Annotated in this window: 24 protein-coding genes; 10 read left to right on the forward strand and 14 right to left on the reverse strand. The window is 63.2% G+C overall.

Features of this window, described 5'->3' with window-relative positions; genetic code table 11:
• Window positions 1-200: 200 nt before the first annotated feature.
• Together IVB36_RS30600 and IVB36_RS30605 are read right to left on the reverse strand one after the other, a co-directional pair.
• A complete protein-coding gene (locus tag IVB36_RS30600) occupies window positions 201-566 on the reverse strand; it encodes a hypothetical protein (RefSeq protein WP_247394083.1) in 366 nt (121 codons plus the stop codon).
• Window positions 567-605: 39 nt separating this feature from the next.
• A complete protein-coding gene (locus tag IVB36_RS30605) occupies window positions 606-1,406 on the reverse strand; it encodes a DUF1828 domain-containing protein (RefSeq protein WP_247394085.1) in 801 nt (266 codons plus the stop codon).
• Between the two features lie 1,079 nt (window positions 1,407-2,485).
• Here IVB36_RS30605 and IVB36_RS30610 point away from each other — a divergent pair.
• The 3 genes from IVB36_RS30610 (at window position 2,486) to IVB36_RS30620 (ending at window position 4,777) form a co-directional block, all read left to right on the forward strand.
• Window positions 2,486-2,962 (forward strand): hypothetical protein, encoded by a 477-nt coding sequence (locus IVB36_RS30610; protein ID WP_247394087.1) that lies wholly within the window; start codon window positions 2,486-2,488, stop codon window positions 2,960-2,962.
• Window positions 2,963-3,024: 62 nt separating this feature from the next.
• Window positions 3,025-3,552, forward strand: a complete 528-nt coding sequence (locus IVB36_RS30615) for a hypothetical protein (protein WP_247394088.1) — start codon at window positions 3,025-3,027, stop codon at window positions 3,550-3,552.
• Window positions 3,553-3,727: 175 nt separating this feature from the next.
• Window positions 3,728-4,777: a site-specific integrase gene (locus tag IVB36_RS30620; RefSeq protein WP_247394089.1), complete on the forward strand. Its 1,050-nt coding sequence runs from the start codon at window positions 3,728-3,730 to the stop codon at window positions 4,775-4,777.
• Window positions 4,778-5,018: 241 nt separating this feature from the next.
• On the opposite strand, the gene IVB36_RS30625 is transcribed toward IVB36_RS30620, so the two are convergent.
• Window positions 5,019-5,228, reverse strand: a complete 210-nt coding sequence (locus tag IVB36_RS30625) for a hypothetical protein (RefSeq protein WP_007598219.1) — start codon at window positions 5,226-5,228, stop codon at window positions 5,019-5,021.
• Between the two features lie 168 nt (window positions 5,229-5,396).
• On the opposite strand from IVB36_RS30625, the gene dinB reads away from it, so the two are divergent.
• Window positions 5,397-6,500, forward strand: coding sequence for a DNA polymerase IV (gene dinB / locus IVB36_RS30630; protein WP_247394091.1), 1,104 nt, complete (start codon window positions 5,397-5,399; stop codon window positions 6,498-6,500).
• A 115-nt stretch (window positions 6,501-6,615) separates the two neighbouring features.
• Here the strand turns inward: dinB and IVB36_RS30635 are convergent, their stop codons facing one another.
• The 6 genes from IVB36_RS30635 to IVB36_RS30660 all read right to left on the reverse strand — a co-directional run bounded on the left by IVB36_RS30635 (window position 6,616) and on the right by IVB36_RS30660 (window position 10,347).
• On the reverse strand, window positions 6,616-6,909 hold the full coding sequence (locus tag IVB36_RS30635) for a hypothetical protein (protein WP_007598221.1): 294 nt from the start codon (window positions 6,907-6,909) through the stop codon (window positions 6,616-6,618).
• A 240-nt stretch (window positions 6,910-7,149) separates the two neighbouring features.
• Window positions 7,150-7,836 carry a DNA-3-methyladenine glycosylase I gene (locus tag IVB36_RS30640; RefSeq protein ID WP_018455857.1) on the reverse strand — a complete coding sequence of 229 codons (687 nt, stop codon included), beginning with the start codon at window positions 7,834-7,836 and terminating at the stop codon, window positions 7,150-7,152.
• Between the two features lie 111 nt (window positions 7,837-7,947).
• The gene (locus IVB36_RS30645; RefSeq protein ID WP_085385541.1) at window positions 7,948-8,475 is read right to left on the reverse strand and encodes a GNAT family protein; all 528 of its coding nucleotides are present in this window, start codon (window positions 8,473-8,475) and stop codon (window positions 7,948-7,950) included.
• 121 nt (window positions 8,476-8,596) lie between these two features.
• On the reverse strand, window positions 8,597-9,337 hold the full coding sequence (locus IVB36_RS30650) for a di-trans,poly-cis-decaprenylcistransferase (protein ID WP_018455855.1): 741 nt from the start codon (window positions 9,335-9,337) through the stop codon (window positions 8,597-8,599).
• Between the two features lie 31 nt (window positions 9,338-9,368).
• On the reverse strand, window positions 9,369-9,743 hold the full coding sequence (locus tag IVB36_RS30655; protein WP_007616058.1) for a transcriptional regulator: 375 nt from the start codon (window positions 9,741-9,743) through the stop codon (window positions 9,369-9,371).
• Complete coding sequence (locus IVB36_RS30660; RefSeq protein ID WP_018455854.1) at window positions 9,730-10,347, reverse strand: hypothetical protein; 618 nt, start codon at window positions 10,345-10,347, stop codon at window positions 9,730-9,732. Before IVB36_RS30660 ends, IVB36_RS30655 begins: the two co-directional genes overlap by 14 nt.
• Window positions 10,348-10,546: 199 nt before the next feature.
• Between IVB36_RS30660 and IVB36_RS30665 the strand changes: the two genes are divergently transcribed.
• Window positions 10,547-11,794, forward strand: a complete 1,248-nt coding sequence (locus IVB36_RS30665) for a serine protease (protein ID WP_026233040.1) — start codon at window positions 10,547-10,549, stop codon at window positions 11,792-11,794.
• A gap of 72 nt (window positions 11,795-11,866) precedes the next feature.
• Here the strand turns inward: IVB36_RS30665 and IVB36_RS30670 are convergent, their stop codons facing one another.
• Both IVB36_RS30670 and IVB36_RS30675 read right to left on the reverse strand, forming a co-directional pair.
• A complete protein-coding gene (locus IVB36_RS30670; RefSeq protein WP_247394094.1) occupies window positions 11,867-12,145 on the reverse strand; it encodes a DUF3551 domain-containing protein in 279 nt (92 codons plus the stop codon).
• A 146-nt stretch (window positions 12,146-12,291) separates the two neighbouring features.
• Window positions 12,292-13,266 carry a tripartite tricarboxylate transporter substrate binding protein gene (locus tag IVB36_RS30675; protein ID WP_018455852.1) on the reverse strand — a complete coding sequence of 325 codons (975 nt, stop codon included), beginning with the start codon at window positions 13,264-13,266 and terminating at the stop codon, window positions 12,292-12,294.
• A gap of 125 nt (window positions 13,267-13,391) precedes the next feature.
• Between IVB36_RS30675 and IVB36_RS30680 the strand changes: the two genes are divergently transcribed.
• The gene (locus tag IVB36_RS30680) at window positions 13,392-13,811 is read left to right on the forward strand and encodes a VOC family protein (protein ID WP_018455851.1); all 420 of its coding nucleotides are present in this window, start codon (window positions 13,392-13,394) and stop codon (window positions 13,809-13,811) included.
• A 107-nt stretch (window positions 13,812-13,918) separates the two neighbouring features.
• Entirely contained in the window at window positions 13,919-15,499 is a 1,581-nt protein-coding gene (locus IVB36_RS30685) for an AMP-binding protein (protein ID WP_018455850.1), read from the forward strand.
• Between the two features lie 53 nt (window positions 15,500-15,552).
• On the opposite strand, the gene IVB36_RS30690 is transcribed toward IVB36_RS30685, so the two are convergent.
• The 3 genes from IVB36_RS30690 to IVB36_RS30700 all read right to left on the reverse strand — a co-directional run bounded on the left by IVB36_RS30690 (window position 15,553) and on the right by IVB36_RS30700 (window position 19,682).
• The gene (locus IVB36_RS30690) at window positions 15,553-16,647 is read right to left on the reverse strand and encodes an HD domain-containing phosphohydrolase (protein WP_085349734.1); all 1,095 of its coding nucleotides are present in this window, start codon (window positions 16,645-16,647) and stop codon (window positions 15,553-15,555) included.
• Between the two features lie 264 nt (window positions 16,648-16,911).
• Complete coding sequence (locus IVB36_RS30695) at window positions 16,912-19,194, reverse strand: molybdopterin cofactor-binding domain-containing protein (protein ID WP_247394098.1); 2,283 nt, start codon at window positions 19,192-19,194, stop codon at window positions 16,912-16,914.
• Window positions 19,191-19,682 carry a (2Fe-2S)-binding protein gene (locus tag IVB36_RS30700; RefSeq protein WP_007616069.1) on the reverse strand — a complete coding sequence of 164 codons (492 nt, stop codon included), beginning with the start codon at window positions 19,680-19,682 and terminating at the stop codon, window positions 19,191-19,193. The genes IVB36_RS30695 and IVB36_RS30700 overlap by 4 nt, the downstream gene beginning before the upstream one ends.
• Before the next feature lie 304 nt (window positions 19,683-19,986).
• On the opposite strand from IVB36_RS30700, the gene IVB36_RS30705 reads away from it, so the two are divergent.
• The 3 genes from IVB36_RS30705 (at window position 19,987) to IVB36_RS30715 (ending at window position 22,022) form a co-directional block, all read left to right on the forward strand.
• Entirely contained in the window at window positions 19,987-20,751 is a 765-nt protein-coding gene (locus tag IVB36_RS30705; protein ID WP_018455846.1) for an alpha/beta fold hydrolase, read from the forward strand.
• A 20-nt stretch (window positions 20,752-20,771) separates the two neighbouring features.
• The gene (locus IVB36_RS30710) at window positions 20,772-21,107 is read left to right on the forward strand and encodes a hypothetical protein (protein ID WP_026233039.1); all 336 of its coding nucleotides are present in this window, start codon (window positions 20,772-20,774) and stop codon (window positions 21,105-21,107) included.
• 240 nt (window positions 21,108-21,347) lie between these two features.
• A complete protein-coding gene (locus tag IVB36_RS30715; RefSeq protein ID WP_018455844.1) occupies window positions 21,348-22,022 on the forward strand; it encodes a dienelactone hydrolase family protein in 675 nt (224 codons plus the stop codon).
• Window positions 22,023-22,060: the final 38 nt, after the last annotated feature.

Genomic DNA, 22,060 nt, shown 5'->3' on the forward strand with positions numbered 1-22,060 from the left:
GGATGCAGTTCGCGGCCGATGTTGGAATTGCTATCGGCGGGACATGAGGGCTCTGAAGCGGATCAAGCTTTTTTGGTGCGTCGGCTGTGGAGTGGGGTTCAAAACCACGAGGGTTGATGCTCTTTACTGCTCGTCAGCATGCCGGCAAAAGGCTTATCGATCGCGACGCGCTGTGAGCCAGGTTGGCGGCTAGCAGCGCATCAGCTGCCTCGGCGCTTCGGTGGTTTCACTCTCATTATCATCCCGTTTTCTAGTCGGATGGCAAAATTGCCGGCCTGCCGGAAGGATTCCGAGGTCGGAGTGCCAGGCTCATCGGTTATCAGCTGCATGAACCGCTTGACGTCGCCGATCGTGAAAACGCGGTGACGCCTGGTGCGGCCGAGTCCTTTGAGCCGGCCGACCAGGTTGCCCGCGGCGATGTGCCTCGCGATCGTTTCGCGATGCATCGGGACTAGTGCGGCGAGCTCCGGCACACCGATAGTGGCGCGGCCCGCAAAGGCCGCCTCGAGAGCCCGGCTCAGATCGGCGGGGTCGCTCGGTATAGACGCGTGACCGCCGTGGGTCATTCGTGGCTCCCGAATGTACAGCCTCCTGATCCGTGGAGGTTAGGCGGCCAGCAACCCCATGGAGCGGCCGATCATGTCGACAGCCGCCTCCTCATCACCCCGAAAAATCGGCATCGAAAGTGCACGATTTTGGGCGCGCTGAAACTTCTTGCGGCTAATCAGTTTCAGGTCAGGTTCTTCGATCAGTGCAATGACCCTGAAGTCGGAAACACGCTTAGCCTGTGCCTCCATTTGCAAAAGCAGCGCCTCGTTTAGCTTGTCGTTGGAGTTGGCAAAGTAAATAGCAGCTGGCATTCCGGGAACCGTTGCGCGGGGCCTGATCACAAGGTCGGCAGGGTACTCAGAGAACTGCCTGTTGACCGGCTCGTTCTCTTCAAGCGTAGCCAGGTTGCTGAGTCGGCTCGTTAGGGCTGCGATTGCATCTTCACGGAATGTAGATCGAACGACTTCGCGCGTAAGCAACTCTAGGTCCCGCACCCGGATCATGGATGACAGAAACTCAATTACCCTTTGCGTGACATCAGACTCCGGGAAGCTCGAAGTCTTGATTTCGTAGGTTTCCTTATCCCAATAGGCGTTGGCCTTGGAGAGTATCGCGTCCAGCAGTTGTCCTCGCGTCCCTTCGTTAATGGGGACGTCCTTCGCAACTAGGTGCGCCAGGTAAGAACCGTCGTCTTCTATGCGGTAGCCATCGAGGGATGGCGACAAATAGAAACTGATTCGATCACCAGAATCGTCCTCGAAAGCAGAGCTGATCGCATAGCCGGACGCTACGGGATTAACAGAGATCCCGCTGCAAAAGGCCTTACAGAGTTTTTCCGACAGATCCTCGGTGATCATCTTACAACCCTAGCAGCCCGACTCTGTGCTCAACGTGGAAAAACCTCTTGGCTGCTTCCCAAAAGGAATGTTCCGTCCAGGCGCCTAATCTTCGGTGAAAGGCCTTAGCGCCAGGTATACGAGTCAACCCATCAATGCTTCTTGGCCCGGGCTCGAGGCCGCTGCGATCGCAATCCGAGTGTACATGAAGCCCAGGGTGACTGCCATGGAACTCAAAGCGACCAACCGCGGACCACCCGCCGGTCGCTTCAAGCAGCAACATCGCTTTCCAGTTGTCCCTGCTCGGATTGCATTCAGCGAGTAGGACATAATCCTCGGAAACCGAGACGCAACGCGCTGAGCGCCAAGTCCACCCTGCACGGATCGGTTTCGTCTTCGGATAGATTGGAGCGTGCCGGGGCCGCAGATCCTCGGTCGACCAGGTCGTTTCGCTGTCGATGTACTTCGGCTGTGAAATAAGATGCCGCACTCGCATTTTTTACTCGACCCCCCCGGCTCCCCCTGAAACGTAAGGTAGCGTAGGGCCCCCTGCCCCGAAAGGGGGTGTTTTCGTTAAGCAAATCAGCTAGCGTGTCCGTGGGCTTCATAACCCGGACCGAGATATAGCCGCACCATGCTTGGTCAGCATGCTTCCCGATTGGCGTCGGGTCGATGTCGGCTGAATTAGGAGGCGCATTGGCGTGCGCTCCAACCTGGCCATTATGGCCGGGAGGGCCGCGCCATGTCCAGCCCGCAAGGGTAAAAGCGCCGCCGCCAGTCTCTCGGCTGGTTATGAACTCCCGGCTGCCGGTCTGACACCGGCTACGGCCTTCATAAGCCGAAACCGAGAGTGAGCAATTATGACCCTTCAACGACCGATGTTTCCGCCTTCAACGGATCGCCGTGCCTCGACCGCCGGCTCGGCGCCGCCAGAAGCCGCCAGGGGGCGGACTGCCGGCCCGGGCGCCCCTTCGCCGTGTCTGACGCCCACGCTATGCGAACCTCGCTGTACGCGCCTACACGAGGCCCCTGCGGCCGGATTATGCCAGCCCGGCCAGCCGGCCGCGCCAGAACAGCCAATAGTATCTCGGAGAACCGTTATGCGTGCGTTGAGTTCGACCGTCGCCCTGCCCCTGATTGCCACGCCCTCGATCGCGAGCGGTGTGTCGACAGCCCACAGCAGGCCCGACCTAGCCGGAAGGTTTGATGAGTTCTATGCGCTTTGGAAACATCAGCGCGAGGCGGACGCTCTAGAGTCGGCGGCATGTGATGCGGCCGAAAGGACTGGCCAGCCTTTCGCCTGGTCGGATCCCGACAATGAAGCCTGGTCCAAGATCAATGAGGGCGGGAGCCAGCTAATCGACGAGATCATGTCGCAGCGAGCAAGCTCGCTGGCCGACATCGTCTTGCAAGCCAGAGCCAGTGCTATGGACAATCATCGATACTGGCTTGATCAGGCATCCCTGACAGGCGCCGGCCAGGTCGCGTATCGGCAGCTGGTCGATAGAATCTGCGAATTCGCCGACGTACAAGTCTTCCCAGGCCTCGAAACGGTGCCCTGCCAAGAAATTGTTTAGGCCAACTTGACCTACGATCGGAATATCAGCTATTAAAGCTAGTATCTGATTCCGAGGTTCTCATGCTCGATCTCAACACACCCGCCTACCCGATTGCCACGGCAAGCCTCATTGCCAACATGAACATGGCGACCGCGCGGAAGTGGGTGCAAAACGAGTGGGTGAAGTTTTCGAAGCACGACGCGCCGGCAGAAGTTGCCGGCGCGACTGCTCGTCTCTCGCCTCGTCGCATCCTGCAACTAGCGATCGCGGCTCGCCTGGTCGATGAGGGGATGCATCCTAAGACAGCTTGCAAGGCCGCGCTGCAGTTCACTGACTTCTCAAATCCGCTAGAGGCGCCGGGGCACGCGCGACAGCCTGGCGAGCTATTCGGCGGCAAAGCTCGGACAGTTCTCTGTTGTTATCCCGACGGGTCTTCCGTCGTCATGCGCGTCGACTCAAGCACTCGCTTTGATCAGGTCCTAACGCCCGCAGGCGGACAGACCCGGCAGGCTCGATACGGTCAGGCTCACGTCCTGGAGCTCGATGGAATCGTAAAGCATCTGGATGTCTCTCTGAAAGCTTCTAGCGGCGGGCACGTGCTCGGCTGAGAAAGGGTTTCGATGTGATGACTCTCAATGAGCTGCCCCGTCTTGTCACTGTGACGCAGGCCGCCGAGTATTTGGGTTTAACGGCCTCCCAGGTTCGAACTTTGGTTGCCACCGACAAAATCGCCCGCACGCCCGTTGGCGCGCGCGTCATGATCCCGCGAGATGCGCTGGATCAATGGATACTGAAAAACACGGTGCAGCCATGCCGCGACGAAACTCAGGTGCCCGCCTCCGCTTTCTCGAAAAGCGCAAGTGCTTCTATATCGTCTGGACAGATGGCGGACGCAGCCGCGAGCGCTCAACGGGCACTGCGGACCGCAAGCTCGCTGAAAGCGCGCTAGCTGATTTCCTGCATATCCGAAACCGCGACGCCGGCCCGCGAGATCCTGCGGAGATCCTCGTGACCGATGTGCTTGCCGACTATGCCGACGAGCAGGGACCTGAGACAGGCTCGCCCTGGCGGATTGCCGCAGCGATCAAAGTCCTCGTGCCGTTCTGGCAAGGCAAGACCGTCGCGAAAATTTCCAAAGAAAGCTGCAAGGCGTATGTGACAGCCCGAAATCGCGCGGCCGGCACAGCGCGCCGGGAGTTGGGCGTTCTGCGCGCGGCAGTGAATCACGCGCATCGTGCTGGACGGCTAACGCGAACGGTTGCGGTGGATCTGCCGGACAGTGCCGAAGCGCGCGACCGTTGGCTGACTCGACCGGAGGCCGCCGCCCTATTGCGCGCAGCGCTACGTGAGCCGCGCGTCCGTCTCCATCTGCCACTGTTCATCCTGATCGGCCTCTATTCCGGACAGCGCAAGCAGGCAATTCTTACTCTGCGATGGTCTCAGGTCGACCTCGAGACCGCTCGAATGGACTTCAACGCGCCGGGAGCTCGTCGATCGAATAAGCGGCGGGCGAGGCAGCCGATCCCGCGGAAGCTGCTTGGTCACCTCAGGCGGGCTCGAAAGCGCGGCTCCGATGTCGGCTTCGTCGTCAACGAAAACGGCAAACGCCTCGGCGATATAAAGCGAGGTTATGCCTCGGCTTGTGACAGGGCCAGGCTTTCCGATGTCACGCCGCACACGCTGCGACACACCTGCGCGACCTGGTTGATGCAGCGCGGCGTCCCTCTATGGGAGGCCGCCGGTTACTTGCAAATGACGGTCGAGACGCTGCAGCGGGTGTACGGCCACCATCATCCGGACTTCCTCAAGGGTGCCTCCGAGGCGTTCTCATGATCGTCCGCGATATGTCCGCGCAACGCGGCATCATTCACGCTTCGTTTCCGGGGTTTAGAAAGGCGCTAGCATTGATTTTAAACGAGAAAAGGCATGACCAGAGTTCTCCGAAGGCAAAGGTCACACGTTCGAATCGTGTCGGGTGCGCCAGTCTCCTCCAGTGCGCGCTGGAGGCACCCTCACCCGATTTGCGTTGTTACCCCGCCCGCTCAGGTCATCGCCTGCTCGGCGCAAGCCCACCTCAATTCAGCATCGAGATGATCGCCTGAACCTGGTCGGAAGCCGACGTGACCAGTCCGTCGTAGGACGTCTGACCGTGTGCGGCCGCCTTCAGGATGCATTCGGCGACCGCCGCCTTCAGGCCGAACACCGACTGATCGGGCGGCACGCTGGCCATCACGGCCTCCAGCGCCTGACGCATCGTTCGAATGAGTTCGGAGCTGTATTGCATGGGCTGTCCTCCGCAGCCTCATATTAGAGCGCGTGGCCATGCTGGCCACTCACAAGCCTGAGATTGTTTTTTGATGAAGTGGGACATCCCGGAGCGGCGGCCAGCCTGTCTCGAGCGCTGAACCACACCCACCTCGCGCTTCTCATCGCTCGATTGTATCATCTTGCCATGAGCGAATCCGACACGGCGACCGGCGAAGCTTCGCCCGTCCGCAAGATCATCCATATCGACATGGATGCCTTCTACGCGTCCGTGGAACAACGCGATCATCCGGAGCTGCGCGGAAAGCCGGTCGCCGTCGGAGGCTCCGCGGAACGTGGCGTCGTCGCGGCCGCCAGTTATGAGGCCCGCGAGTTCGGCGTTCGCTCTGCCATGCCATCCGTGACGGCGAAGCGACAATGTCCCGATCTGATCTTCGTCAAGCCGCGCTTCGAGGTCTACAAGGCGATCTCTAGGCAGATCCGCGACATCTTCGCGGAGCATACCCCCATCATCGAGCCGTTGTCGCTCGACGAGGCCTATCTCGACGTGACGGAAAACCTGCAGGGCATCCCGCTGGCGCGTGATGTTGCGCTCAGGATCCGCGAGAGGATCAAGGCCGAGACGGGCCTCAACGGCTCGGCCGGCATCTCCTACAACAAGTTCCTGGCCAAGCTCGCCTCCGATCATCGCAAGCCCAACGGTCAGTTCGTGATTTCACCGGAGATGGGACCCGCCTTCGTCGAGACCCTGCCGGTCGGAAAGTTCCATGGGATAGGCCCGGCCACGGGTGCGAAGATGAACGCGCTCGGCATGTTCACCGGTCTCGATATTCGTCGTCAGACGCTGGAGTTCATGAATGCGAATTTCGGCAAGTCGGGCGCCTATTACTACTGGATTTCGCGCGGTGTCGACGAACGGCCGGTCCGGGCCAACCGGGTCCGCAAGTCCATCGGCGCGGAGACCACGTTCTCAAGCGATCTCACCGAATTCGACGCGCTGGTCGCCGAGCTCAAGCCGCTCGTCGACAAGGTGTGGCGCCATTGCGAGGCGACGGGCAGCCGTGGCCGCACCGTCACCTTGAAGATCAAGTTTGCCGACTTCGAGATCATCACGCGCAGCAGGTCCGCTCTTTCGCCGGTTGCAGGCCGGGACGATCTTGAGCGGCTGGCTTGCGGCCTGCTCGAAGTCGAGATTCCGCTGCCCAAGAGCGTCAGGCTGCTGGGGGTCTCGCTGTCTTCCCTCCAGGCCGGGGACGATGCGGAGCCGCCGCAGCTGACTCTCGGCATCTGAACCAAACCGACGGGCTTTCGGCGGACGCAGAGAGCCACGTCGAGCGCGCTCGCAACGCGAATCTACGGTGGCGGGTTTTCAGACTCGCCGCCGAAGGACGATCCGCTGGGCCCGATCAATGCCTCACGTGCTCGAACACGACGATCACGCCCGTCGGTTCGGGCTCGTGTGCCATCAGGCGGGTCAGCTCGGAATCGCCCCAATCGGCGAGGCTGACGACTTCGCCGCTCTGACGCTCGGTGCCGGGCGGCGCCGTGGGCTCGACGACCTTCAGCCCCGTCTCATCGACGAAGAAAGTGTGCTCGCCGAACATGCTGTTGAGCTGCGGCATCGCGGGATGCTCGTCGGGCAGCACTTGAGCGCCGAGCTGGTTGACGGTCTGCTTCACCTGTTCGGATGTGAGCTTCATGAGCTGCTCCGTTTCTGTCACGTCGGTTTCACTGAGCTGAGCCAGAGCGGGCGTTCCCTGCGCTGATGTTCGCCTGGCCCAATCTTCCGAACAGGTGCTACGCACAAATGTTCCGGAGAAATGCATTTCGTGATCGCGCGTCGCGTCTGCCGCGCTTGCGGCACCAGATCGCCACAGGATGCACATGATTCAACATCCCAAGAGCCAAATTCCAAGAGCTGATTTCAAGAGCCGAATTCGTTACTCGCTTCTGTTCTCGCCAACAGAGAGCGCGCAGATGCGTGACAGATATGTGTAGGACAACCCGGTCTCCTCGGCCCAGGCGTTGAACTGCGCCTGCACCTTGGCGAGATCGCCCTTCGACTTGACCTCTTCGGCAATGTCGAGACCGGCATCGCGCAGGCAGGCCACGACGTCCCTGGACGTCACAAAGCCGTCCCAGCCGACGAACCGCAGCAGCATCTGGCCGGTATTGCCACCCAAACGGCTGCCGCGCTTGCTTAGAAGCTCGAGCAGGCCGATCTGGTCGGACGGCGGCCACTTCGTCAGAAACCTGCCGAAGCTGCCGTGCTCTCTTGCGATCTCCTGGACGAAGGCCGCGTTGTCGCGCACCGACATGATCTTGGCACCGTTGCGCACGATGCGCGCGTCGCGCAGCAGGTCCTCCCAATAATCCTCCGGCTGGAAGGTGAGCTTGGCCGGTTGGAAACGCAGGAAGGCGTCTTCAAACCCGTCCCATTTCGTCTCGATCACGCTCCAGGCAAAGCCCGCGCAAAACACACGCTTCGTCATCTCTGCGAGGATGCGGTCGTCGCCGCGTTTGGCGAGGCCCTTCAGGTCGGGCTTTTCCGGCATCAGCTTTTCGAGCGCCTTGGGCCCGCCCTTGCGTTTTTCGGCGCGCGCACGAATGGTCTTGAAGGAGGTCATTGGGAGACACGCGATTGAGGGTGTGCCACGACACCAGAATTCGACGCTCGGGTCCAGCTCCGCCACGTCCGCCGACTTCGGTCGCGCTTGCTCGGTTCGCGGCAAGCCCGGCTATCGCGACAGACGCTTCGCGAGATGGACCGACTGCCAGTCTCCGAGACCGGTGTCCTCGAACCCCGCTTTCTTCGCAAGACCGCGCATCTCGGCGTTCACGCGCGCGGTCTCGGCTGCAATCATCTCGTGACCGAGATCGCTCGCGTGCCTCTCCATCGCCGTCATCATCTGGAGGCCGACGCCCTGGCGCTGAAAGCCATCGGCAACAGAGATGGCGAAATCACCATGCCGTGCAGCCGCATCGTAGGCGTATCTGGTTTCGCCGATGATCGTGCCCTGCCCTTCGTGCCTGATCTCGGCGAGCAGGGTGAAATGACCGGGATTGCTGGTCTTGGCGACGCATTCGGCCGCGATCATTGCAAAGTCCGCCCGCGCGCCCATGAAGCGCTTGTTGCGCGATGTCGTGGAGAGGCTCGTGAAATAGATCGAGAGGATCTCGACATCGGACGCGCTGGCCGGCCTGATACGAAGCGTGGCGTTGCCTTCGGCTGACTCGACAATGGCATCCAGCAACGGCTGTGACATGCGCGCGGCTCTCGGCAGGTTGCATCGAATGCACACCTAGCCGAGACCGCGCGCTTACCGCTTGGACGGTGCTGCCAATCTTGCGGCCGAAAACGAACAGTTCGTTGCTCGGTGCCGGGCGTCACACGCGAGAGAGTGAAGGCACCTCCTCCGGCACGATCGCCTGGAGGCCGCCGAAGCGACGCTCGCGGCCGTGGAAGGAGGCCAGGGCCGCAGCGAGATCGCCTGCGTCGAATTCGGGCCACATCCGCTCGGTGAAGTGCAGCTCGGCATAGGCACCTTCCCAGAGCAGGAAGTCCGACAGCCGTTTCTCACCCGAGGTGCGGATGATGAGGTCGACGTCGCGCAAACCGGCCTCGCCGGTGACGAGCTGCGAGAACGCCTCGCGGGTGAGACTCGTCAGCGCCGCCGCCTTCGCCGCCGCGTTGAGGATGGCGTCGCGGGCGGAATAGTCGACGGCGATGCGCAGATGAAGCGTGCCACCGTGCGCGGTGGCGTCTTCCGCGCGCGCGATCGCATTGGCGATACCGTCGGGCAGGCGGTCTCGCCGGCCGATCACGGTGAGGCGCACGCCGTTCTTGACCAGGCTCTGCACCTCGTTGCCGAGGTAGAATCTCAGAAGGGTCATCAGCGCGGCGACCTCGGCCTTCGGCCTTCGCCAATTGTCGGTCGAGAAGGCGTAGAGCGTCAGCGTGCCGATGCCCTGCTTGGGCGCGGCCTCGACGATGCGGCGGATCGCCTCGACGCCGGCCTCATGGCCGCGCACGCGCGACAGGCCGCGCCGCGTCGCCCATCTGCCGTTGCCATCCATGATGATGCCGACGTGAAGCTTGTCGTTGCGGGACACAAGGTCACTTTGCATTGCAAAGTCTCCGGTCAAAAAAGGGGGAGGATCAGGTCGAGACGATACCGAGACGGCCGAGCGGCGCCGCCTCGCGGCCGGCAGCCTTGGCTGCGTCGCGCACCAGGCGTTCGAGCACGGCGAGATAGTCGAGGAAGCGGCGGCGGCCGGCCTTGGTCAGGCGGCAGGTCGTGTGCGGGCGATTGCCCTCATAGCCCTTGGTCACCTCGACGAGGCCGGCTTCCTGGAGCACGGCGAGATGCCGGCTGAGATTGCCGTCGGTGAGGCCGCAGAGCTGCTTGAGATCGGCGAACGCCAGACCTTTCGGATGCGCCATCAGCGAGGTCAGAAGTCCGAGCCTCGCCTTCTCGTGGATCACGCGGTCCAGTCCTTCATAAGAGAAGGGTGCGCTGTCAATCTTCGACATCATGGTCTCCCGATGCGAAATACAGAATGCCCGCCATCACCGATTGCCCGATCACGAAGGGCAGGCCCATGGTCCATGGCGACAGCGTATGGGTCTGGCTCGCGAGCACCACCACCGCAAAGCCGGATATGAAATACCAGGCGCCGGCGAGCGCCACGGTGCGCGGCAGCGAACGGACGGAGGCAAAAATGCCGAGCGACACCAGGATCTGCCACAGGCCCGGCAGCAGCCACAGCGTTTCGCCCGCGAACTTCCACATCACCACCGCAAGCAGCACACCGGCAACGCCAGCGGGCAGGAATTGCTCGACGGCCTGGTGGATCATGGCATCAGCGAGGCCCGAATGATGGCGGCGCGAACGCGCGCGCATCTCGATGCCGATGATCAGGCCGGAGAGCGCGGCGGCAATGAACCAGCCGAAGAAGAAGCCGAGCGGTTCGCTGGTGGCATCACCAAGCAGCCAGAATTCCAGGATCGCGGTGAGAAGCGCGACCGCGCCGGTCGCGGCCATCGTCGCCGGGCCGTAACCGCGAAATGCCGTGCCTGCCGCAATCTGGCTGCGGATCGCCACGATGTCGGCCAGTGCCTTGTCGAGATCGCGCATTGGCAACGCCAAAACCTCGCTCCGCCTATCCCTGCCGGGTCTATCCGTCTGTTACTTTGTACCGCAAAGCATATCGGATTGCAAAGTAAAGGCAAGTCCCGAAGGTCGCCCGAGAGGATCCGTCCTCAACAGACAACTGCCGGTTGCGCGAGACGTCCTCCCGCGGATAAGATGCGCGCGAACGCGCTGGGGGGAGAGTATGTGGCTTAAGCCATTCATCGTTGCGTCATTATTGCAGGTGAGCGTCGTCACCGCAGCACAGGCAGCCGGCCCATTCGGCAGCGTCAAAATCGGCAACTGGGTCGGCGGCGCGTTCAGCAATGACGAAACGGGAGCCTTCTCGCATTGTGCCGCGACGGCGCCTTATGCCAACGGCGTCATTCTCGTCGTCGGCCAGAATGCTGGGGGCTCGTGGATCTTGAGCTTTGCCAGTCCCAGCTACCGCTTCAAGCAGGGCGAGAATGCCGCGATCGACGTCATCTTTGACGGACAGGAGCAAGCCAGATTGTTCGCCACGGCCAACCAGACGAACATGCTCAGCTCCGTCATGCCTGCCAACGTGGTACGAACGTTTCAGAAGGCAAGCCTGATGGTCGCGACGAGCGGCCGCACCGTGCTGAATTTCGACCTGACCTCGGCCGGGCCCGTGATTGCGGCACTGGCCAATTGCGTCACCAAGGTGAAAGCCGACGGGCTCGACAAGGCCGGCGACTTCACCAAGATCGCCGCCAAGCCGCAGCCAGCGCCGGACAAGCAGGGACCGCCAGCCAACGGCAGCAAACCTGCCAGAGCCAAGAGCGGCACCGGGTTCGTCGTGAGTGCCAGCGGACACGTCGTCACCAATAACCATGTGATCAATGGCTGCGTCGGCGACATCAAGGGCAATCTCACGGGCGAAGCCGGAATGGTTTTGCGCGTGGTGTCGAGCGACGCCAACAACGACCTCGCCTTGCTGCAGGCGCCGTCGACGACCATGTTCAAGGAGTTCGCCCGGATCCGCGACCGCTCGATCCGCTCCGGCGATTCCGTCGTCGCGATCGGCTTTCCCTTCCATGGGCTGCTGACTTCGGACTTCACCGTCACGACCGGCATCGTCAGCTCGCTCAGCGGCATGCGCAACGATTCGCGTTTCCTGCAAATCAGTGCGCCGGTGCAGCCCGGCAATAGCGGCGGCCCGCTGTTCGACACCACCGGGCAGATCGTTGGCGTCGTTACGGGAAAGCTGGACGGATTACGGATGGCCGCTGCGACCGGCAACATCCCCGAAAACATCAACTTCGCGATCAAGACCGGCGCGTTGCGCGACTTCCTCGACAACTCCGTGGTGCCTTACCAGACTGCCGAACCGAAAGGCGAGATCAAGACCACAGACATCGCGGGCAATGCGCGGCCCTACACGATGCTGATCTCGTGCAACGGAATCGAGCAGGCCGACGCGAAGCGGTAGCGGCAACGCGGGCCGGCTGGAGGCGTCGAGCCTATACGAGGCGCTCCAACCGGGCTGAAGTCAGCCAGCTCGCTAGTACGGCGCGACGGGGCGCGGCCGCCGGTGCGATCGCGGTTGCGCCGGAGAAACCTGGCTGTAGGCAAAGCGGGGATTGCCATCGCAGTACAGCAGCCGGCCGGACACGCTGGCTTGGCATTGTTCATAGCTGCTGTAGGAGCATTCCCCCGGATAATCATACTCACCGCCCTGGGCACACCAAGGATAGTCGCGCGCCGCTGCCGGCGTAACCGTCGCGAAGCCGGCAAGGGCTGTCACGCCGAGTGCCACCAGCACCAATTGCGTCTTACGCATGATCTACTCCTCTCCTCACAGCGCATCATACGCGCCATATACCCATCAGGTTTCACGAAGCCGCTTTATTCCAGCTCAATGGCACGGCATCCAAGAAAAAAGCCCTGCCGAACGGCAGGGCTCCATTCCCGGACATCACAAGATCGCTACTCGACCTTCAGGCCGGCGAACTCGACCACCTTCTTCCATTTCTCGGTCTCGGCCTTGATCTCGTCGCCGAACGCCTCGGGCGTCTGCGCCCGCGGCTCGCCGCCGAGTTCGACCAGGCGCTTGGCCATGTCCGGCTCCTTTATCAGCGTGTTGATCTCGCTGTTGAGCTTGGCGATGATCTCCTTGGGCGTGTTCTTCGGCGCCCCCATGCCGAACAGCGCGCTCGCCTCGTAGCCCTTCACGGTCTCGCCGATCGCCGGCACGTCGGGCAGCTGCGGCGAGCGCTCCGCCGTGGTGACGCCGATGGCGCGGAGCGAGCCGGAGCGGATGTGCTGGATGATCGAGGGCATGTTGTCGAAGATCACCTGCACCTGGCCGCCGAGCATGTCGGTGATCGCGGGTGCGGCGCCGCGATAGGGCACGTGCTGCATCTTGCAGCCCGTCAGCGCCATGAACATCTCGCCGGACAGATGCACCGAGGTGCCGTTGCCCGAGGAGGCCATGTTGACCTTGCCGGGGTTGGCCTTCACGTATTCGATGAACTCGGCGACGGTCTTGGCCGGCACGTCCTTGTTGACGGTCATCACGTTCGGCACGCGCTGGAACGAGGCGACCGGCGCGATATCGCGCACGAAGTTGAATTTCAGGTTGGTGTAGAGCGAGGCGTTGATGAAGTTGGCCGGATTGACCAGTTGCAGCGTGTAGCCGTCGGGTTCGGCGTTGACGACCGATTCGGTGGCGATATTGTTGCCGGCACCCGGCTTGTTTTCGATCACGAATTGCTGGCCGAACTTCTCCGACAACCGCTGGCCGATCAGGCGCGCCAGGATGTCGGTGGCTCCGCCCGGCGGATAGCCGACCACCCATTTCACCGGATGGGTCGGGTAATCGGCGGCAAGGGCTTTCGACAGCGGGCTGGCTGCAAGCGGACTGGCGGCGAGCAGGCTCAGCGCGGTACGGCGTGTGATCATCTCAAGGGTTCTCCCAACGTGTTGTTCTTGAAGCCAGATAGCTTGAAAATGGCGTCGGCGCGGTTGTAACAAAGCTTGCCGCAGGCGCAAAGTACACGGGGTGCATCACGACGAAAGGATAAGGCATGGCGGTCAAGGTCGAAGCCCTCGATCATCTCGTGATCAACGTCGCGAACGTCGCAGTGACCGCCGAGTGGTACGGCAAGATTCTCGGCATGGAAGTCAAGGTATTCGACCCCGGCGGCGGCAAAGCGCCGCGGACGTCGCTACAATTCGGTAACCAGAAGATCAACGTCCGGCCGCGCGATGCCGACAAGGTGGAGTGGTTCACCGCGGACCACCAGACCGCCGGCAGCGAGGATCTGTGCTTCCTCACCTCCGCCAGCCCCGACGAGGTGGTGGCGCATTTGAAGGCACATGGCGTTGCGATCGAAGAGGGCCCGGTTCCCAAGCAGGGCGCCCGCGGCACGCTGCGCTCGGTCTATTGCAGGGATCCGGATGGCAGCCTGATCGAGATTTCGTCATACGAGGACGGCGGCCGGTAAGGCCAAGCCGCCTGCCCCACGCACCGTCGCATGAGGGCTGAGAGAGCAGGAAGACGCAATCATCAAAACGCGGCCGCCGGCAAGATGCAGGCTGCACGGGAGGACATATGCCGACTTCGCAAGCCGCCGCCGGAATCGTCGGCCCATTCGACGGGCTCGATGTGCCTTGGCTGCTGAAGATGCGGGCTGACGTGCGCAGCTCACATCCGTTCCTGATCTGGGCGCCGTTCGACGCGCCTGCGCGGCGCTGGAGCTATGGCGAGTTTCACGAGCGGGTCGGCGCGCTCGCGGCGGGACTGACGAAGCGCGGCGTGAAGCCGGGCGAATATGTGCTCATTCACCTCGACAATTGCATCGAGGCGCTGCTGGCCTGGTTCGCCTGTGTCGAACTCGGCGCCATCGCGGTGACCACCAACACGCGCTCGGCGCCGGCCGAACTCGACTATTTTGCCGATCATTGCGGCGCGGTCGCCGCGATCACACAGCCGGCCTATGCCGAGATCGTCGCGCAGAATTGCCGCAACATCCGCTGGATGGCGGTGACTTCGCACGATGCGGGCGCGCCGCCCGGGAACCCGGTCTCACGCGGCGACAGCTTTGAGGAGCTGTTCGCCGATAGCGCCGACCGTCCCAGGCGCGCGATCGATCCGCTCGCGCCGTGCAGCGTGCAATACACCTCGGGCACGACATCGCGCCCCAAGGCGGTGCTGTGGACCCACGCCAACGCGCTGTGGGGCGCCAAGATCAACGCCGCGCACGAAGACCTGCACGCAAGCGACGTGCATCAGGCCTATCTGCCGCTGTTCCACACCAACGCGCTGGCCTATTCGATGCTGGCGACGCTATGGGTCGGCGCCACCTGCGTGATCCAGCCGCGCTTTTCCGCCAGCCGGTTCTGGGGCGCTGCGCGCGAGCACGGCTCGACCTGGACCTCGACGATCCCGTTCTGCATGAAGGCGCTGCTCGAGCAGGAGATCCCGAGCGATCACAAATTCCGTCTGTGGGGCACCGCGATCAACGAGCCGCCGGCCTTCGCCGCCTTCGGCGTCAAGATCATCGGCTGGTGGGGCATGACCGAGACCATCACCCACGGCATCGTCGGCGAGATCGACCAGCCCAACATCCCGATGTCGATCGGCCGCGCCGCGCCGGAATATGAAATCCGCATCACCGACGACGACGGGCGGCCGACCGAAATCGACGGCACCGGAAATCTCTCGATCAAGGGCATTGTCGGCCTGTCGCTGTTCGCCGCATATCTGCACAACGAAAAGGCGACGCGCGAGAGCTTCGACGAGCACGGCTTCTTTCTCACCGGTGACCGCGTGGGGCGGCTGGAGAACGGCTACATTCGCTTCGCAGACCGCAGCAAGGACATGCTGAAGGTCGGCGGCGAGAACGTCGCCGCGTCGGAGATCGAGCAGGTGGTCGCACTGGTCCCCGGCGTGCGCGAGGCCGCCGTGGTGGCGAAGACGCATCCAATGCTGGACGAGGTGCCGGTCGTCTTCATCATCCCGCAGGGTGGCGTCGCCGGTGCCCGGCCTGATCTGCACGACGCCGTGATGGCCGCCTGCCGCGCCGGCCTCGCCGACTTCAAGATGCCGCGCGAGATCCGCTTCGTCGACGACATGCCGCGCTCGACGCTGGAGAAGGTGGCGAAGGCGGAGCTGAGGAAGATGGTGGGGTAGCACGAGCGATTACCACAACGTCGTCCTGGCTTTCGCCAGGACGACACCGGAGTTCAGAACGACCCCAGCGCCACCGGGCGGAACGCTTGCAACAGCTGCTGGTCCAGCTTGCCGCCCATGCCTTCCATCATCGCAAACGCGCGCGAGTGGGTGAAAGGCATGCGATAGGCGCGCTTCTCCACGAGTGCCGCGTAGATGTCGACGATGGTCGTGACCCGCACGATATCGCTGATCTGGTTCGACGAGAGATTGTTGGGATAGCCGGAGCCGTCGAGGAATTCGTGGTGATGCAGCACGACGTCCAGCATCTCCGGCGGGAAGCCGCCTTGAGCCGCGAGCGCGTCATAGCCGCGGCGCGGATGCTGGCGGACTTCAGCCATCTCCTCGTCGGTGAGCTTGCCGGGCTTGTCGAGCAGCGCGGAGGGAACGAAGGCCTTGCCGACATCGTGCAGCAGCGCGGCACGGGTCAGCCGGCGCTGGTCGTCCTCGCGCATGCCGAGGTGCTGGGCGAAGGAGACCGCAAATCCGGTCACGAACAGGCAATGCCGGTAGCTGCCGACATGGTGGCAGCCCACCGTGGTGAGCCACTCGCGCAGCGAGGAGTGCTTGATCGCCTTCAGGATCTTGCTCTCGGCGGCGATGACGTCGTCGAAGGTCAGGGGCACGCCGAGCGGCAGCTTCTCGAACATCTTCTTCAGCACCGCGTGCGCGGCCTCGACGCCGCGATTGAGCGTCTTGCCACGATCGGTCGCGTCATAGACGGCGGTGTCGGGGAAGGCGGCACGGATGCGCTGCAGGATGTCCTCAGGCTGAAGCGGCCGCGAGATGGTGTCGGTGGCGCCCAGCGCCCAAGCCTGCATGGTGCCGTGATGCAGGGCGTCCGCAAGCACGAACAGACGAGGCATGGCGCGATAGGCGTCGCCGCGCAGCTTGTTGCGCACCCGCTGCACGCTGTCGGGCGAGCGCAGATTGATGTCGACCACGAGGCCGGAGAGATCGCGCGAGGGCTGCTCGGGGAGCTCCTGCGTCGTTACCGTGGCAACGTCGCCGACCGCCTTGAGAATGCTGGCGAGCTCGGTGCTCTCGTCGCTCCGGTCGGAGGCGAGCAGAAGCCGGCGTTTGGCGGCGGGTTTGGCTGAGGCGTTCATGGCTTCCCCAAGAGCACGGGCGTGTTTCGGGCAAAAGCCTAAGCCGGATCAGGTTCTCCGGCCCTTAAGAGGCGTGCTCAATGGAACCCTGCGGAATCTGGGACAATTTTACGGAATTCGCGTCCCCGGCGGTTCCAATCAAAAACCTCGAAAACAACCCCATGCACAGTAGAGATGTGGTTGCAAACACAGGGCTTTTTTAACGACGAATCCGCCGGGGGCTGCCCCCGGCGGATCATGTCAGGTCAACAATCGCAACCAGCCTTACGCCTTCATCGCGCCCTTCACGGCTTCGGCCGTGATCGGCAGGGCCCGGACGCGGGCGCCCGAGGCGTTGAAGATGGCATTGCCGATCGCGGGTGCGATCACTGTCACCGCGGGTTCGCCGACGCCAGTGGCCTTTTCGCCATTGGCGATCACGGCGATCGCGACCTCCGGCACCTGGCTCATGCGCAAGGGCGTGTAGCTGTCGAAATTGGTCTGTTCGATGCCACCGTCCTTCAGCGTCGCCTTCTCGTACATCGCCAGTGACAGGCCCCACAGCGCCGCACCCTCGACCTGGGCGCGGATGTTGTCGGGATGCACCTGCGTGCCGACATCGGTGGCGACCGTGAGCTTCTTCACGGTCACTTCGCCCGATGGCGCCACGGCGACGTGAGCGACGCAGGCCGTCCAGCTTGCGGTCGCGCGTTCCTGCGACGAGACGCAGGCCACGCCCATGCCCTCACCTTTCGGCAGCTTCCTGGTGCCGTAGCCGGCAAGACCCATCGCGGCGAGCAGCGTATTGCGCAGCCGCTGCGCACCGCCGTCGTTCTTGCCGGCGCCGTCGAGCAGCGAGATGCGGAACTGCGCGGGGTCCTTGCCCGCCGCCGCCGCGATCTCGTCGATCATGCTTTCGACCGCCCAGAAGGTCCAGCCCGGCGCGACCGAGCGGAGCTGGCCGGACGGCGTCGCGTTGTGCGCCATCTCGTTCTTGATCGCGCGCACATGATGGTTGGGCACGGTGTAGAAGAAGTCGGCCCCGTTCACCGTGAAGGAGTCGAGCGGACCCTTCTTGTCGACCGAGGGCGTCAGGAAATCGGGTATTCCCCAGCGCTGGGTCGGCCACGCCGAAACCACGTCGTGGCTGAGCGCGATGAGCTTGCCGTCGCCGTCCACGCCTGCCTTCACTTTCTGGTAGGTGAGCGGACGCGAGAAATCCATCGTCATGTCGTTCTCGCGCGTATAGATCACCTTCACCGGCTTGCCGATGGCCTTCGCCGCCTGCACCGCCGGAATCATCATGTCGGCATCGAGCCTGCGGCCAAAGCCGCCGCCGAGCCACATCTGATGCATGACCACGAACTTCGGATCGATCCCGGCCGCACCCGCCGCGATCGCGCCGGAGCGCGTTGCGAACTGGTTGCCGGAATAGATGTGCAGGATCTCGCCCTTGAACTCCGCAGTGGCGTTCATCGGCTCCATCGGCGCATGGATATTGATGCTGGTGGTGTACTCCGCCTCCAGCACCTTGGCCGCCGTGCCGAACGCCGCCGCGGGATCGCCGTCCTTGACGAAGAACTGGCCGGAATCCTCCTGCTTCTGAAGCCGCATGGCCTCGTCGAGCAGCGACTGGCTCGACACCTTCGCGTTTGGACCGCCGTCATAGGCGATCTTGAGCGCCTGCGCCGCCTTCTTGGCGTTGGCATATGTGCCGGCGACCGCGACGACCCAGCCCGAGGTCGTTCCGGTCTTGTCGTCGAGGGTGACGGCCTTGATGAAGCCCGGCACTTTCTTGGCGGCACTGTCGTCGACCGATTTCACCGTGGCGCCGAAGCGCACGGGCGGCGGCACGACCGCGCCATAGGCCATGCCTAGCAGCATCACGTCGATGCCGTATTTGGCCGTGCCGTTGGTCTTGGAGGGAATGTCGAGCTGCGGCACCGACACGCCGATCATGGTGTATTGATCCGGCGTCTTCAGCTTGATCGCCTTCAGCTCGTCCGGCGTGAAGGTTTTTGTCGCCTTGCCGCTCTTGACGACATCGGCGAAGGACATCGCCTTCTTCGACTTCGGGTGCGAGATCATGGAATCGCGCACCACGAGCTCCGACGCCGGCACGCCCATCGCGGCGGCCGCGCCTTCTGTCAACGCCATCCGCCCGGCAGCGCCGGCGCGGCTCATGGCCTCGAAGTTCATCATGGTCGACCAGCTGCCGCCGGTGATCTGAGCGCCCAACACGGGATCGTTGAACTTCGGATCGTTGGAGGCAAGCTGTACGCGCATGTCGCTCCACTTCGCGCCCAGCTCTTCGGCCACGATCTGCGCCATGGTGGAGGCGATGTGCTGGCCCATGTCGGCCTTGCCGCAGGTGACGGTGACGAGACCATCGGGCGCGATCGCGTACCAAACGCTCGGCTCGAAGTTCGAAGGCGCCGCAAGCGCCTCACCGATGCCGGGCACGCCGGCATAGCCGAGCACGAGGCCGGCGGCCGCTGTGCCGACCAGGAAGGAGCGGCGGCTGAGATCGGTCGCCTCGGGCGCAACGTTGTTCACGTGCTTGTTCATGTGGGCCTCCGCTCGTTGCCGGAGGCGGATGCGGTGCGCATCTCGGTTGCGGCGCGCATGATTGCCTTCTGGATCCGCGAATAGGTCATGCAACGGCAAAGATTGCCGTCCATATGCGCCACGACCTCTTCCTTGGTCGGGTTGGGATTCTTCGCCAGCAGCGAGGCCGCCTGCATGATCTGACCGGACTGACAGTAGCCGCATTGCGGCACCTGTTCGGCGATCCATGCCTTCTGCAAGGGATGGTCGCCCTTGGCGGCGAGGCCTTCGATGGTGGTGATCTTCTTGCCGGCGACATCGCCGACCATGGTCTGGCACGAACGCACGGCTTCACCGTTGACGTGCACGGTGCAGGCCCCGCACAGGCCGGCACCGCAGCCGAATTTGGTGCCGGTCATCTGCAATTGCTCGCGGATCGCCCAGAGGAGCGGCGTGTCGTTCGCCGCATCCACGGACAGACTCCGCCCGTTGATGGTGAGAGTTGGCATAGGCGTCTTCCCCTGCCGGTGCATGAAGCCGCTTACGGCGGCAACTTGAGTAGCGGACGCCCACCGGGCCGGCGCCAGCCTTGATCGCAAGAATGATCGCGTTCAGGCGCGGAGGCAAATGCAATTTGGAATCGATCGAAACAAACGAGGCGCGCGCATCTTGTGCGTTGCGAGAACAGCGGTGATGCAGCGGCTGAACGCAACAGAGTGCACGCCAAGCAGGCAGGCCATCGCATTCAGGCAGTTTCCTCCGAGTAACCCGGCGCGTTAAGATGGGGGAAGACAAGATAATAAGGTGGATGCAATGCCTAAGATCGATCGGGACGGCGTTGGAATCCATTACGAGGTTCATGGCGAGGGCTGGCCGCTGCTGCTCACCCACGGCTACTCATCGACTTCGGCAATGTGGCATGGGCAGGTCGAGGCACTTGCCCGGGATCACAAGCTGATCTTGTGGGACATGCGCGGTCACGGCCAGTCCGACTATCCCGACGATCCCGCCGCTTACAGCGAAGCACTCACCGTCGGCGACATCGCCGCGATCCTCGATGTGGTCGGCACGGAGCGCGCCATCATTGGCGGGCTCTCGCTCGGCGGCTACATGTCGCTTGCCTTCGCTCGCGCGCATCCAAAGCGCGTCCGCGCGCTGCTGATCATCGACACCGGCCCCGGCTTCAAGAAGGACGATGCACGCGAGGCCTGGAATGCGCGCGCGCTCGCCACTGCCGACAAATTCGATCGCGAAGGGCTCGACGTGCTGAAGGCGGCAACGCGCGAGCGCGCCACCGCGAGCCATCGCGATGCCAGGGGATTGGCGCTCGCCGCACGCGGCATGCTGACCCAGCGCGATGCGAAGGTGATCGAGCTGCTGCCGGAGATCAAGGTGCCCAGCCTGATCGTGGTCGGCGCCGACGACACGCCGTTCCTAGCTGCCTCGGACTACATGGCCGCGAAAATTCCCGGCGCACAAAAAGTCGTGATCCCCGCCGCCGGACACGCCGTCAACATCGACCAGCCACAGGCTTTTGTTGACGCGGTGCTGCCTTTCCTGAAGAACTTGCCGGAATAGGTCGGACAGGAACAGTGGCGATGAAGCGAGCTATATTGGCTGCGGGCGCGGTGTTGCTGTCAGCATCCGCGCAAGCCGAGCAACTCGGCGGGACATTGCCCCGCCTGCCCTTCGTCGCGACCTTGTCGAACAACACGCCGCTCGCTTTCGGCATGGATGCCGACCAGACTGCGCGGGCGCTGGGGCAACCGCTGCAATATGTGCGGGGACGCCCCGGCAACGAGATCTATCTCGCCCTTCGCAACATCGGCGGCAGCAGACTGATCCCCACCCGTCACCGCCTGTTCCTGCAATTCCGCCACGGACGGCTGGCGGGCTGGAAGGAGGATTATGGCGAGAACTGGATGTGGGAGTGAGAGTGGCTTTTCATGACGCAGAGCAATCGTCTCTGCGCCATCATGCGTTGGAGCTGCCACATCGTCACGGCCGGGCTTGTCCCGGCCATCCACGATCTTTCCTACCGCACCAAGAACGTGGATGCCCGGGACATAGGCGAGCGGAAGCGACGCCGTCCTTCGGACGGCTACGCCCGGGCATGACGAGTTTGTGGAACGAGCGGAACCCGCAATCGAAGACTAACCAAAAGGACAACCCGCGTGCGACAGGACATCAAGCTGACGGCCTCCGACAAATTCCAGCTCAGTGCCTATCGCGCTGACCCCGCCGGCACGGCGAAGGGCGCGGTGGTGGTGATCCAGGAGATTTTTGGGGTCAACCATCACATCCGCTCGGTCTGCGATCGCCTCGCCGGGGAAGGCTATGTCGCGATCGCGCCGTCGATCTTCGACCGGACCTCGCCGGGCTTCCAGTCCGGCTACTCGCCCGACGAGATCGCGGAAGCGCGCAAGTTCGTCGCCAGTCCGGACTGGGACGCGATGCTGCGCGACACGCAGGCGGCGATCGATGCGGTGAAGAGCGTCGGCCCGGTCGGCATCATCGGCTTTTGCCTGGGCGGCAGCATCGCCTTCGTCGCGGCGACGCGGCTGTCGGGCCTGAAGGCCGCGATCGGCTATTACGGCGGCGCCGTCGTGCGCTATGCCGACGAGACACCAAAAGTTCCGACACAGCTGCACTTTGGCGAGAAGGATGCCGGCATTCCCCTGACCGACGTCGAGACCATCAAGACGAAGCGGCCGGACGTGGAGGTCTTCGTCTATCCGGGCGCGCAGCACGGCTTCCATTGCGACGAGCGGACGAGCTACGACAAGGCCAGCGCCGACATCGCCTGGCCGCGCAGCATGGAATTTTTCGCGAAGCATTTGAAATCGTAGCGCGCGCGGCTGTCTTCGCTGTCATTCCGGGCTCGCGC

This window comes from Bradyrhizobium sp. 35 (genome assembly GCF_023073215.1).
Lineage (GTDB): Bacteria > Pseudomonadota > Alphaproteobacteria > Rhizobiales > Xanthobacteraceae > Bradyrhizobium > Bradyrhizobium canariense_D.

Excerpts from the sequence above, each read along its gene's own strand:
- IVB36_RS30605 (WP_247394085.1), bottom strand. The coding sequence starts at position 1,406 with ATGATCACCGAGGATCTGTCGGAAAAACTCTGTAAGGCCTTTTGCAGC.
- IVB36_RS30655 (WP_007616058.1), bottom strand. The coding sequence starts at position 9,743 with ATGTCGAAGATTGACAGCGCACCCTTCTCTTATGAAGGACTGGACCGC.
- IVB36_RS30615 (WP_247394088.1), top strand. The coding sequence starts at position 3,025 with ATGCTCGATCTCAACACACCCGCCTACCCGATTGCCACGGCAAGCCTC.
- IVB36_RS30660 (WP_018455854.1), bottom strand. The coding sequence starts at position 10,347 with ATGCGCGATCTCGACAAGGCACTGGCCGACATCGTGGCGATCCGCAGC.
- IVB36_RS30625 (WP_007598219.1), bottom strand. The coding sequence starts at position 5,228 with ATGCAATACAGCTCCGAACTCATTCGAACGATGCGTCAGGCGCTGGAG.
- IVB36_RS30710 (WP_026233039.1), top strand. The coding sequence starts at position 20,772 with ATGAAGCGAGCTATATTGGCTGCGGGCGCGGTGTTGCTGTCAGCATCC.
- IVB36_RS30680 (WP_018455851.1), top strand. The coding sequence starts at position 13,392 with ATGGCGGTCAAGGTCGAAGCCCTCGATCATCTCGTGATCAACGTCGCG.
- IVB36_RS30610 (WP_247394087.1), top strand. The coding sequence starts at position 2,486 with ATGCGTGCGTTGAGTTCGACCGTCGCCCTGCCCCTGATTGCCACGCCC.
- dinB (WP_247394091.1), top strand. The coding sequence starts at position 5,397 with ATGAGCGAATCCGACACGGCGACCGGCGAAGCTTCGCCCGTCCGCAAG.
- IVB36_RS30665 (WP_026233040.1), top strand. The coding sequence starts at position 10,547 with ATGTGGCTTAAGCCATTCATCGTTGCGTCATTATTGCAGGTGAGCGTC.
- IVB36_RS30645 (WP_085385541.1), bottom strand. The coding sequence starts at position 8,475 with ATGTCACAGCCGTTGCTGGATGCCATTGTCGAGTCAGCCGAAGGCAAC.
- IVB36_RS30690 (WP_085349734.1), bottom strand. The coding sequence starts at position 16,647 with ATGAACGCCTCAGCCAAACCCGCCGCCAAACGCCGGCTTCTGCTCGCC.
- IVB36_RS30650 (WP_018455855.1), bottom strand. The coding sequence starts at position 9,337 with ATGCAAAGTGACCTTGTGTCCCGCAACGACAAGCTTCACGTCGGCATC.
- IVB36_RS30675 (WP_018455852.1), bottom strand. The coding sequence starts at position 13,266 with ATGATCACACGCCGTACCGCGCTGAGCCTGCTCGCCGCCAGTCCGCTT.
- IVB36_RS30685 (WP_018455850.1), top strand. The coding sequence starts at position 13,919 with ATGCCGACTTCGCAAGCCGCCGCCGGAATCGTCGGCCCATTCGACGGG.
- IVB36_RS30640 (WP_018455857.1), bottom strand. The coding sequence starts at position 7,836 with ATGACCTCCTTCAAGACCATTCGTGCGCGCGCCGAAAAACGCAAGGGC.
- IVB36_RS30635 (WP_007598221.1), bottom strand. The coding sequence starts at position 6,909 with ATGAAGCTCACATCCGAACAGGTGAAGCAGACCGTCAACCAGCTCGGC.
- IVB36_RS30620 (WP_247394089.1), top strand. The coding sequence starts at position 3,728 with ATGGATACTGAAAAACACGGTGCAGCCATGCCGCGACGAAACTCAGGT.
- IVB36_RS30705 (WP_018455846.1), top strand. The coding sequence starts at position 19,987 with ATGCCTAAGATCGATCGGGACGGCGTTGGAATCCATTACGAGGTTCAT.
- IVB36_RS30695 (WP_247394098.1), bottom strand. The coding sequence starts at position 19,194 with ATGAACAAGCACGTGAACAACGTTGCGCCCGAGGCGACCGATCTCAGC.
- IVB36_RS30600 (WP_247394083.1), bottom strand. The coding sequence starts at position 566 with ATGACCCACGGCGGTCACGCGTCTATACCGAGCGACCCCGCCGATCTG.
- IVB36_RS30670 (WP_247394094.1), bottom strand. The coding sequence starts at position 12,145 with ATGCGTAAGACGCAATTGGTGCTGGTGGCACTCGGCGTGACAGCCCTT.
- IVB36_RS30700 (WP_007616069.1), bottom strand. The coding sequence starts at position 19,682 with ATGCCAACTCTCACCATCAACGGGCGGAGTCTGTCCGTGGATGCGGCG.